Source organism: Ruegeria sp. CK2 (assembly GCF_056536585.1).
Genome location: NZ_JBQFPW010000003.1, coordinates 302,620 through 313,637, shown reverse-complemented (window position 1 = coordinate 313,637; position 11,018 = coordinate 302,620). Strand labels below are relative to the sequence as shown.

The 11,018-nt window shown below is 56.7% G+C and carries 10 protein-coding genes and 3 tRNA genes; 7 read left to right on the top strand and 6 right to left on the bottom strand.

The features are described from left to right. Positions 1 to 3: 3 nt before the first annotated feature. Positions 4 to 1,614, top strand: a complete 1,611-nt coding sequence (pgi, locus tag ACR0BU_RS07065; protein ID WP_480735672.1) for a glucose-6-phosphate isomerase — start codon at positions 4 to 6, stop codon at positions 1,612 to 1,614. Between the two features lie 188 nt (positions 1,615 to 1,802). After that, entirely contained in the window at positions 1,803 to 3,428 is a 1,626-nt protein-coding gene (locus ACR0BU_RS07060) for a long-chain-fatty-acid--CoA ligase (RefSeq protein WP_480735671.1), read from the top strand. A 14-nt stretch (positions 3,429 to 3,442) separates the two neighbouring features. On the opposite strand, the gene ACR0BU_RS07055 is transcribed toward ACR0BU_RS07060, so the two are convergent. The 3 genes from ACR0BU_RS07055 to ACR0BU_RS07045 all read right to left on the bottom strand — a co-directional run bounded on the left by ACR0BU_RS07055 (position 3,443) and on the right by ACR0BU_RS07045 (position 4,716). Then, positions 3,443 to 3,517, bottom strand: a tRNA-Asn gene (locus tag ACR0BU_RS07055). 132 nt (positions 3,518 to 3,649) lie between these two features. Continuing rightward, positions 3,650 to 3,724 (bottom strand) — tRNA-Asn (locus ACR0BU_RS07050). Positions 3,725 to 3,801: 77 nt separating this feature from the next. Continuing rightward, positions 3,802 to 4,716: an MBL fold metallo-hydrolase gene (locus ACR0BU_RS07045; protein ID WP_480735670.1), complete on the bottom strand. Its 915-nt coding sequence runs from the start codon at positions 4,714 to 4,716 to the stop codon at positions 3,802 to 3,804. A gap of 44 nt (positions 4,717 to 4,760) precedes the next feature. Between ACR0BU_RS07045 and ACR0BU_RS07040 the strand changes: the two genes are divergently transcribed. Next, on the top strand, positions 4,761 to 6,080 hold the full coding sequence (locus ACR0BU_RS07040; protein ID WP_298934906.1) for an ATP-binding protein: 1,320 nt from the start codon (positions 4,761 to 4,763) through the stop codon (positions 6,078 to 6,080). Between the two features lie 53 nt (positions 6,081 to 6,133). Here the strand turns inward: ACR0BU_RS07040 and ACR0BU_RS07035 are convergent. Then, positions 6,134 to 6,210: transfer RNA gene (locus ACR0BU_RS07035), tRNA-Ile, on the bottom strand. A 108-nt stretch (positions 6,211 to 6,318) separates the two neighbouring features. On the opposite strand from ACR0BU_RS07035, the gene purM reads away from it, so the two are divergent. The 3 genes from purM to rnd all read left to right on the top strand — a co-directional run bounded on the left by purM (position 6,319) and on the right by rnd (position 9,229). Beyond that, positions 6,319 to 7,365: a phosphoribosylformylglycinamidine cyclo-ligase gene (gene purM / locus ACR0BU_RS07030; RefSeq protein ID WP_480735668.1), complete on the top strand. Its 1,047-nt coding sequence runs from the start codon at positions 6,319 to 6,321 to the stop codon at positions 7,363 to 7,365. Continuing rightward, positions 7,362 to 7,958 carry a phosphoribosylglycinamide formyltransferase gene (purN, locus tag ACR0BU_RS07025; protein WP_480735666.1) on the top strand — a complete coding sequence of 199 codons (597 nt, stop codon included), beginning with the start codon at positions 7,362 to 7,364 and terminating at the stop codon, positions 7,956 to 7,958. Before purM ends, purN begins: the two co-directional genes overlap by 4 nt. A gap of 113 nt (positions 7,959 to 8,071) precedes the next feature. Next, positions 8,072 to 9,229, top strand: a complete 1,158-nt coding sequence (rnd, locus tag ACR0BU_RS07020; protein ID WP_480735664.1) for a ribonuclease D — start codon at positions 8,072 to 8,074, stop codon at positions 9,227 to 9,229. Positions 9,230 to 9,235: 6 nt separating this feature from the next. Here rnd and ACR0BU_RS07015 read toward each other — a convergent pair whose 3' ends face one another. Further along, entirely contained in the window at positions 9,236 to 9,760 is a 525-nt protein-coding gene (locus tag ACR0BU_RS07015) for a hypothetical protein (RefSeq protein WP_480735663.1), read from the bottom strand. Positions 9,761 to 9,899: 139 nt separating this feature from the next. Here ACR0BU_RS07015 and ACR0BU_RS07010 point away from each other — a divergent pair, with 139 nt between their 5' ends. After that, positions 9,900 to 10,310 carry a SufE family protein gene (locus ACR0BU_RS07010; RefSeq protein ID WP_480735662.1) on the top strand — a complete coding sequence of 137 codons (411 nt, stop codon included), beginning with the start codon at positions 9,900 to 9,902 and terminating at the stop codon, positions 10,308 to 10,310. Between the two features lie 2 nt (positions 10,311 to 10,312). On the opposite strand, the gene ACR0BU_RS07005 is transcribed toward ACR0BU_RS07010, so the two are convergent. Further along, positions 10,313 to 10,978, bottom strand: a complete 666-nt coding sequence (locus ACR0BU_RS07005; protein ID WP_480735661.1) for a DUF1638 domain-containing protein — start codon at positions 10,976 to 10,978, stop codon at positions 10,313 to 10,315. Positions 10,979 to 11,018 lie beyond the last annotated feature (40 nt).

The window sequence follows — 11,018 nt, the reverse complement described above, 5'->3', positions numbered from 1 at the left end:
AATATGGAATTGAACACGTTGAAATCGCTGGCTTCGTCACAGAAAGACCGCCGCATTCTGGATCTGTTCGGTGCCGATCCGGACCGCGCTCAAGGTTTCTCGGCCTCCACGGGCGATCTGTTGTTCGACTATTCGAAAACCCAGATTGATCAGGATGTCCGTTCGGGCCTTGTGCAGTTGTGCGACGAAGCCGATCTGGCGGGTCGACGTGCCGCGATGTTTGCCGGTGAAAAGATCAACGAAACCGAAGGTCGTGCGGTATTGCATACCGCGCTGCGCAATCTCGACGGAGGGTCGGTCACAGCTGATGGGCAAGATGTCATGCCCGACGTCCTCGAGACACTTCAGCGCATGCGCGTGTTTGCCGAACAAGTGCGCGGCGGAACACTAGCCGGGGCAGGGGGCAGCTTTACCGACGTTGTGAACATTGGCATCGGCGGCTCTGATCTTGGGCCGGTCATGGCGACCCACGCGCTAGCGCCATATCACGATGGCCCGCGGCTGCACTATGTCTCTAACGTTGATGGGGCACATATTGCGGACACGTTGCGCCAGTTGGACCCGACACGCACGCTGGTGATTGTGGCGTCCAAAACCTTCACAACCATTGAAACCATGACCAATGCGCGCACGGCCCGCGCCTGGATGACCGATGGCGGAGGGGATTCGGCCAAGCAGTTCGCAGCCGTTTCCAGCTCATTGGATAAAACGCAGGCCTTTGGCATCCCGGAAGACCGCGTCTTTGGTTTTGCCGACTGGGTCGGCGGGCGGTATTCGGTTTGGGGCCCTGTGGGTCTGCCGGTGATGATAGCCATTGGGTCCAACGCGTTCGATGCCTTTTTGCGCGGCGGACAGGCGATGGATTTGCATTTTCGATCTGCCGAGTGGGCGGAGAACCTGCCAGTAATGCTCGCACTGGTCGGCATCTGGCACCGTCAGGTTCTGGGCCACGCCAGCCGAGCAGTTTTGCCATATGATCAGCGTTTGCTGCGGCTGCCGGCCTATTTTCAACAGCTGGAAATGGAATCAAATGGCAAATCCGTTGCCATGGACGGTAGTTCTTTGACCGTTCCGTCCGGCCCGGTTGTTTGGGGAGAGCCCGGTACGAACGGGCAACACGCTTTCTATCAGCTGATCCATCAAGGAACCGATGTGATTCCCTGTGAATTCATGGTCGCTGCGGAAGGTCACGAGCCAGAGCTGACCCATCACCACCGACTTTTGCTGGCCAATTGCCTGGCACAATCTGAGGCCCTGATGCGGGGCCGTTCGCTGGACGAAGCTCGCGCGCGTATGGCCAAGACTGGCCTGGAAGGCGATGAATTGGAAAGACAATCCCGCCATCGCGTCTTCCCCGGAAACCGTCCCTCGACCACATTGATCTATCCGAAACTTACTCCTTTTGTTCTTGGTCAGATCATCGCGCTGTATGAACACCGGGTATTCGTCGAAGGTGTTTTGTTGGGGATCAACTCGTTTGACCAATGGGGCGTCGAGCTGGGCAAGGAATTGGCAACCTCACTTGGTCCGATTGTTGAGGGGGACGAGGGCCCCAACGGCAAAGACGGGTCCACCGCTGCTTTGGTCGGCTATGCCCTGAAACACCGTGATTAGTAGCCAAAATCGCAACCTATCGTGACAGCAAGCTGCATTCTTTTATTGTCAGACAATTAAATGATTGGCAGGGTTCTTCCCGAGGAAACGTGTTGATTGACGCGTAGGACAACGCCCCTACGTGTCGATGACAGACATAAAAGGTCGCGGCCACAAAAGGTCGCCCCGACAAAATGGGGAGGATGTCCATGCTGGGACAGATGATGACGCAGCCCTTGCTGATCTCGTCGCTAATCGATCATGCCGAACGCTACCATCGCGAGGCCGAAATCATTTCGGTTGAAACAGACGGCACGGTTACGCAAACCAATTGGTCCGAGATTGCAAAAAACGCGCGGCGATTGGCATCTGCACTGACCAACCTCGGTTTGGAGCCGCAGGACAGAATCGGCACCTTAGCCTGGAACAACAGGCGCCATCTTGAGATCTACTATGCCACGTCGGGTGCAGGATATGTGTGCCACACGGTCAACCCGCGTCTTTTCCCCGAGCAACTGACCTACATCATCAATCACGCGCAGGACCGTGTGCTATTTTTTGATGCAACGTTTATCCCGCTGGTCGCTGCGCTGCATGAGAAACTGACCGAAGTTCGACATTTTGTGCTGATGGGTCCTCGGAACGAGGATGTTGCGGCGCAAATCCCCGGCGTTAAATTCTATGATGAACTTATCGAAGCCGGCGATGCGGGGTTTGAATGGCCCAGCTTTGATGAAAACACTGCGTCCAGCCTATGTTACACGTCGGGCACAACGGGCAATCCTAAGGGCGTGTTGTATTCTCACCGATCGACTGTTTTGCACAGCTTCGGGTCGAACACACGCGATGTCATAGGGTATTCGGCAATGGACGTGGTCATGCCGGTTGTGCCGATGTTCCATGTGAATGCGTGGGGCTCTCCCTACGCCTGTGCGATGTCGGGCTCTCGGATGGTGTTGCCGGGGCCGGACCTGCATGGCGAAGCGTTGGTCAATCTGATCGACACCTACGGTGTTACGTTGGCCATGGGCGTGCCAACGATCTGGCAGGGCCTGCTGGCGCATGCGGCGAAATCAGGCAGCACTCTGACCAGCCTTGAACGCACGGTGATCGGAGGTGCGGCCTGTCCGCCGTCAATGATCGAGACTTTCCGTGAAACCTATGGGGTCGACACGGTTCATGCCTGGGGCATGAGTGAGATGAGCCCCTTGGGCACCACCAACAACCCGTTGGCCAAGCACCGGAATCTGTCGGTTGAGGCTCAGCACAAACAGCGAGAAAATCAGGGACGTCCACCATATGGGGTCGAGCTGAAGATCGTTGATGACGATGGAAACGACCTGCCTCATGACGGTGAAACACAGGGAGATCTGATGGTGCGCGGCCATTGGGTGCTGGACAGCTATTTCCAGCTTCAGGATCAGGGACTGCTGCAGGATGGCTGGTTCGCCACGGGGGATGTGGCCACATTGGATCCGGACGGCTACATGACGATCCGCGATCGCTCCAAGGACATCATCAAATCGGGGGGTGAGTGGATCAGTTCGGTCGAGCTGGAAAACATCGCCGTCGCGAATCCCAAACTGGCGACAGCAGCCGTTGTTGGTGTGCCGCATCCAAAATGGGATGAACGCCCGTTGCTGGTGGCTGTCAAAGCCGAAGGCGAAAACCCCACCGAAAAAGAGCTGCTGGCCTTCTTCGACGGTAAGATCGCCAAATGGCAAATCCCCGACAAAGTGGTGTTCGTCGATGCATTGCCGCTCAATGCCACTGGAAAAGTGCTGAAACGCAACCTGCGTGCAGATTTCGAAAGCACCCTGACGGGCGAAGCTTGAAACAAGGGGAAAAATGGCTCCGGCGGTAGGGATCGAACCTACGACCAATTGATTAACAGTCAACTGCTCTACCGCTGAGCTACGCCGGAACGGTTCGCGCCGTATAGCAATCAGATTTCACGACGTCCAGAGGGCGGTGTTAAGTTTTTTCAACGAAAGAACCTGACCGTGCCGAAGACGCAGAAATACGGCCGAATGCAGGTACGTGTCTGAGGGAAAAATGGCTCCGGCGGTAGGGATCGAACCTACGACCAATTGATTAACAGTCAACTGCTCTACCGCTGAGCTACGCCGGAACGGTTCGCGCCGTATAACAATCCGGATTCTACGCGTCCAGAGGGGAAGCGTGTGAATTTCAAAAAAATCGTAACGGCTAGGAGCTGCGGCTAAAGACTGCCTCTGCTGACAGGCGACCCGTGAAGGAAACCTGAGATTTACTTTCTAGATCAACGAGATGGGCAAAGACGTTACGTTCCGCGGCAGGAAGCAGCGCAGGCGGCGTGTCCGTATAGATGCGTTCAGCCAATTGGCGCGCAGTTCCGGGCGCGTCTTCAAGTGCGGATAGGATCTGAGCCTCGCGCCCCAATCGGTGGTGAATCAGCCAATCCAACCGGCCGGCCGGGTCGGTGATCGGTGCGCCGTGCCCCGCGTGAAACACCGCCCAGTCACGCGCCCGCAGCCGGTGACAGGCCGCCATGAAATCGGTCAAGTCACCGTCGGGTGGTGACACCAACGAACTGGCCCAACCCATAACATGATCGGCGGTAAAACAGACATCGCCCCAGGCCAGCGCAATATGATTGCCCAGGTGGCCCGGCGTATGGATCACTTCAAGATCCCAGCCATCGCCACGGATCACCTCGCCATCGCCGATTTCGACATCGGGGCGAAATCGGGTGTCGATGCCTTCGCCACCCCCGGCCAGGCCATGTCCTGCTAAGTGAGTCATTACCGCGCTGCGACCAGCTTCCGGGCCACCAAAGGCAATAATCGGCGCGCCCACTCGGGCCGCCAAAGATGCGGCCAGCGGGGAGTGGTCCAGATGGCTGTGCGTGACAATGATGTGGCTGATCCGCTGGTTGGGCTGCAGTGCCTCCAGGATCGCGGATAGATGCGCGTCACTCAGCGGGCCGGGGTCGATGACGGCAATGTCATACGTTCCCAGCAGATATGTATTGGTGCCGCGATAGGTCATCGGCGATGGATTCGGGGCCAGAATGCGCCTGAGCCCGGGTTGCATTTCGACGGCAATACCGGGACGCGGGTTGAAATCATCAGGTGCCTGCATTCTGCGCTCTTCCTCTTGTCGGGGCAGCCCGCTAGGTTTAGCGCATGTCCACACAATGGCTCAAACCCTATATGCCTCGCAGCCTGTATGTCAGGGCCGCATTAATTCTGGTTTTGCCGGTCATTGTGCTGTTGCTGGTCGTGGGAATTGCCTTCCTGCAGAGGCATTTGGAGGATGTCACGTCGCAAATGACCCGCGCCGCTTCGCGCGAAGTCAACCTTGTTACAGGCGCTATGGCTGAGGCCGAGACACAGCAGCAGGCATTGGCGGCCATTCGGCCTGATTTGGCCGCGCTTGAGATGCAAGTCCGTTTTCTGGGCATAAATGAAGAACCGGATATCGGGCGGCGTCGCTGGTACGATTTCATTGCTCCGCAGGTCGAGACTGATCTGCGGGCAAACTTGCCGGATCTGATTGCGGTTGCATTGCCCAGCAGTCAGGAGGCACGGCTATACTTACCGACGCATCTTGGGACGTTGCAGCTGACCTTTGATCGAAGGCGACTGTCGCCAGCGGCACCGCATCAGTTGATTGTAACGATGGTGTTCTTTGCCATCATCATGACCTCAATCTCGTTTCTTTATATGCGCAATCAACTGCGCCCAATAACACGCCTGGCCAACGCGGCGCAGGCATTTGGCCGCGGTCGGATAGAGCCATACTCGCCAAGTGGTGCAATCGAGGTACGGGCCGCAGGTAACGCGTTTCTGGACATGCGGGCGCGGATCGAGCGGCAAATGGAGCAGCGAACCCTGATGTTATCCGGTGTCAGCCACGATCTGCGCACGCCGCTGACGCGATTGAAGCTTGGCCTTTCAATGTTGCCTGAGGAAGAGGCCGCACCGCTGCAGCAGGACGTCACTGAGATGCAGGCTCTGCTGGATGCCTTTCTGGATTTCTCTCGCGGAGCAGCCGATGGCGCCACCGAAGAGGTTCATCCCGAGGCTTTTGTGCGTCAGATTGTCGATGATGCCAGACGGGCAGGGTACGAAGCTGATTTGGTGAGTGTTGAGGGGCAAGGCACAGTTATGTTGCGTCCTACGGCGATCCGCAGGGCGGTGGAAAACCTGATCGGGAATGCGGTTCGATATGGCACCAAGGCCGATGTCAGCCTGAGCCTTAATCCCAAGTCTTTACGCATCCGCGTCGAAGATGATGGTCCAGGAATTCCAGCCGATCAGCGTACTGAGGCTGTCAAACCGTTCACCCGCCTTGATCCGGCTCGCAATCAGAATCAGGGCAGCGGAGTGGGGCTTGGCTTGGCCATCGTTGCCGACATCGCCCGTGCGCATGGCGGCACTTTACGCCTTGCCAAAAGCGAACGATTGGGTGGCTTGTGCGCGGATATTATTATCGGACGCTAGCGAGGCAAAATTTTGAGGGAAGTGTGCCAACTTTTTTGGTCTGGCGGTGATTCTGGTAGGCCCGGAGGGACTTGAACCCCCAACCAAAGCGTTATGAGCGCTCTGCTCTAACCAATTGAGCTACAGGCCCGCCTGAGGGCCTTGGGTATCACGGTGAACGCCCGCGTCAAGCCTGACCGTTGCATGCGCGCGCACAATCGAATAACTCGCGCTGCAAAGCACTCATGAGGGACTGACCATGACAGCGGGCAAGAACGGAATCACCTATGCCGATGCAGGTGTGGACATTGATGCGGGCAACGCGCTGGTCGATCGGATCAAGCCCGCGGCCAAGCGGACCAACCGTCCCGGTGTCATGAGCGGCTTAGGTGGCTTTGGCGCTTTGTTTGATCTGAAGGCTGCCGGTTATACCGACCCAATTCTTGTCGGCGCCACGGACGGCGTCGGAACAAAGCTGCGCATTGCGATCGACACAGGTGTCGTGGATGGCGTTGGCATCGATCTGGTCGCGATGTGCGTTAATGACCTGATTTGCCAAGGTGCCGAGCCGCTGTTTTTTCTGGACTACTTTGCGACCGGCAAACTGGATACAGATACTGCTGCCCGGATCATTGAAGGCATTGCAGAAGGCTGCGCAAAATCAGGCTGTGCTCTGATCGGTGGCGAAACAGCCGAAATGCCAGGGATGTACCCTGACGGGGATTTCGATCTGGCCGGATTCTCGGTTGGTGCGATGGAACGGGGCACGGATTTGCCAGACGGCGTTCAGGCAGGTGATGTGCTGTTGGGGCTGGCCTCGAACGGGGTGCATTCCAACGGCTATTCGCTGGTTCGCAAACTGGTTGAATTGTCCGGGTTGGGCTGGGATTCGGCATCTCCCTTTGGTGACGGTTCGTTGGGCGAAGCTCTGCTGACGCCAACTCGGCTTTATGTGAAGCCAGCGCTGGCGGCAATCAGGGCAGGGGGCGTGCATGCCTTGGCGCATATCACAGGCGGCGGCTTGACCGAGAACCTTCCGCGCGTTCTGCCCGAAGGCATGGGCGCGCAGGTTGATCTAAACGCCTGGGACCTGCCGCCCGTGTTTGGGTGGATGGCACAGACAGGGGGCATCGCCGAAGCTGAAATGCTGAAGACGTTCAACTGCGGCATCGGAATGATCCTTATCTGCGCTGAAGATCGTGCAGCAGATTTGGCTCAACTGCTGCAGGATGCAGGTGAAACCGTTTCACGGCTTGGAGAAATCACAGAAACATCTGGCGTTGCCTATTCGGGCAAGCTGTTGTGAGCCACAAGCGCGTCGCCATTCTGATTTCTGGCGGTGGGTCAAACATGATGTCCCTGGTGGACAGCATGGTTGATGATCATCCCGCACGCCCTTGTCTGGTCTTGTCAAATGATGCGACGGCGGGTGGGCTGAAAAAAGCTGCTGACCGGGGCATTCCAACGGCGGTCGTAGATCATCGCCCGTTCAAAGGCGATCGGGTGGCATTCGAGGACGAATTGGCAAAACCGCTCCTGGACGCGAAACCTGACATCGTTTGCTTGGCAGGTTTCATGCGCGTTTTGACCGGCGGTTTTGTGTCGCAATTTCAGGGGCGGATGCTGAATATTCACCCGTCACTGCTGCCGAAATACAAAGGCCTGCACACACACGCCCGCGCGATCGAGGCAGGTGATGCGGAACATGGTTGTACAGTGCACGAGGTCACCGCTGCGCTGGATGATGGCCCCATTCTGGGTCAGGCACGCCTAGGGATCGCGCGGGATGACACGCCCGACACGTTGGCCGCGCGCGTGTTGGTGTGGGAACACAAATTGTACCCGGCTGTTTTGCGTCGTTATGCTGAAGGCAACAGGTCACCCCTTCTGTTGCCTTGATATTTCGTGGGTGATTTACACACGCACGGAATTCGTCCTATGGTCGCCTCTATCGCTCGGGACTAGGCAAAATCGGGCAATTTCAAATAACAAGAGCAAGAATAGTACGGCGCATGAAAACCCTGAAGACGACGCAAGAGCTGGCCGAATTTTGCAAGGCCGCTGCGGACTACCCCTATATCACAGTGGATACCGAATTTCTGCGCGAACGGACTTACTATTCCAAACTCTGCCTTGTGCAGTTGGCGGTTCCCTCAGAAGATGAAGATAGCGCAGTTCTGGTCGACCCTTTGGCCGATGGTTTGTCGCTGGACCCTCTTTATACGCTGTTTCGGGATGAAAACGTGGTCAAAGTGTTCCACGCCGCCCGGCAGGACCTGGAGATCTTCTGGGTCGAGGCCGACGTGTTTCCGAAACCGTTGTTCGACACTCAGGTGGCGGCCATGGTCTGCGGATTTGGCGAGCAGGTTGGGTATGAAACGCTGGTGCGCAAGATCTGCAAGCAGGGTGTCGACAAAACCTCTCGGTTCACCGATTGGTCACGACGCCCTTTGACCGAAGCGCAGAAAACCTATGCCTTGGCGGATGTTACCCATCTGCGCCGAATCTATGAACATCTTGCGGCCGAGCTTGAAAAAACCAGCCGCAGCCATTGGGTGGCGGAAGAATTGCGCACCCTGACCCAGCCTGCGACATACGATATCCAGCCCGTAGATGCGTGGAAGCGTGTCAAAACACGAATGAATTCGGCCAAGTTTCTGGCCGTGGTGCGCGAACTGGCGCAATTCCGCGAAGCACATGCGCAGCAAAACAACGTGCCCCGCAACCGGGTGTTTAAAGATGATGCTTTGATCGAACTGGCGTCGACCAAACCAAAATCTCCTGCTGATCTGGGGGCGTCGCGTCTTTTGCTGCGCGAAGCGCGCAAAGGCGCGATTGCGGACGGTATTCTTGCTGCGGTAAAGCGCGGGGTGAACTGCCCGCCGGAACAATTGCCTAAAATCGACAACAGCCGCGACAAACTGAAAGTCAATCCAGCCCTGTCTGACCTGCTGCGGGTTTTGCTGAAATCAAAAACCGAAAGCTCGGGTGTGGCGGCCAAGCTGATCGCGACCAGTTCCGAGCTTGATCAGATCGCAGCAGGCGAACGCGAAGTTCCTGCCATGTCTGGCTGGCGTTTTGAAGTATTCGGGGAAGATGCCCTTAAGCTGTGCGAAGGTAAAATCGCATTGGCAGCGAAAGGGCAAACGGTTCAGGTTGTTTCGCTATAGCGGAACCTAGCGCCGCCGCGATTCCAACGCGTTCTGCTGACCCACCACACGAACCAGACGAACGGCCTGCAAGTCCTGGCTAGAAATGTTGATGGCGTCCGATACCATCCGGGACCGTTCCGAACCTTGCCGGGTCTGGTAAGTCGGGTAGGTTACCCGAAAGGTGAACTCCATAACGCCGTTTTTGTCATTCTCTTCAGATGTCACGGGCACCAGACGGGCATCAAAAGCCCCTTGGCGCAAGGCAGTGCCAGATGCGTAAATGATCGCACCCGTGGGTGTTGCATCGATCCTAAGCTCATCTATCTTGGCGATTGCGACGCTTCGGTCTTCTTCTTCGGGGCGCGAAAACAGTCCCCTGTTACCGCTTTGCTGCGGGATCAGTGCGTCAGCGTCATCCGGCGATGTTTCAACAGGGGCAGGCGTACTGGACCCAAACCAGTTGGAAGGGTTCACCCGCGAGTAGCGCCAGCTGTTGCAGGCAGACAAGGTCAATACGGCGACGAACAGAACAGATAGAGTTTTTTGCATAGACCCACAGCTTTTGGCACCAATTCAAGCAATGGGTTAGCGCAATTTCCGCGCCTTGAAAAGCCACGCCGGGGGCTGGACAGGCGCCTATCGTCGGCATAGGTGACAAATGTGACCGCAACGGAAGGATCGTCGCACCATGGCAACGCCCGCCTTTGAAGACATTGTAGAGGATTTCGAGTTTCTGGAGGACTGGGAAGACCGATACCGCCACGTCATCGAGCAGGGCAAAGCGATGGAGCCGCTGAACGACGCGTTCAAGGTGCCGGCGACGAAAGTGAACGGATGCGCAAGCCAGGTGTGGTTGCATCCGATGATCGAAGGCGGTGTGTTCAAGTTTGACGGAGACAGCGACGCCCTGATCGTGCGCGGACTGATAGCCGTTCTGCGATCACTCTATAATGGTTTGCCCGTTGCCGAGGTTCCAAAAGTTGATGCCGGCGGTGAACTCGCGCGTTTGGGGTTGAACGACCACCTGTCGGCACAACGGTCAAATGGGCTGCGATCCATGATCGAACGCATCCGGGACGTTGCTCAGGAAAACGTGTGATTTTATGTTTTAGACCGGCGATTGGCCCAATCTGACATCGTTGTCTCCAGATCACCGTAGCCCGTCAAACGTCGCTCGAACGCCAAGCCCATCTTGTCAGCACACGCGCGCGCACGCTCTGTCAAGTTCGGATCATCGGTTTGTGCCTGATAAACCAGTTTGGTGTAGTTGCCAAAATACATGTCTCGCAGCTCTGGGTGCCGGTCTAACCCCAAGGGTTTCCAGACAAAGGCATCAAATTGACGGGCAAGAAAATCCGTTAGATAAAAGGCGGTAGTCTCATCCTCTCCGCGCTCTGCGAAGATTTGATTGCCTTCGAAAAAAGAATAGCAGTGTGGACCTTTGATCATTTCAACACCCAATCGGTCACACGCTTTTTCCAACAGACCGCCCGTGCCGCAATCGGCGTATACAACGAAGATCTGGTCGTATTGGTCTTTGTGTTTGAGGACCGAATCCTCGACCGCCTGCGTGATCCGTTCGGGATGGACGTGCAGAATGGCGGGCAGGCAGGTCAAAGCCAGATGATCCCAGCCGTTGCGCCTTTTGATATCCAGAATCTCACGCGCCAACGCACCGCAGGCAATCAACAAGATGCTGCCATTGCCTTGGCTTGAATAGCCTTGAGTTGTCAGTCCCGCGTCGTCCGGCAGGTTTTCTTTCTGCATGGCTCAGGTTCCTAGTCGGCTGTAAGCAGAAAAGAACGAA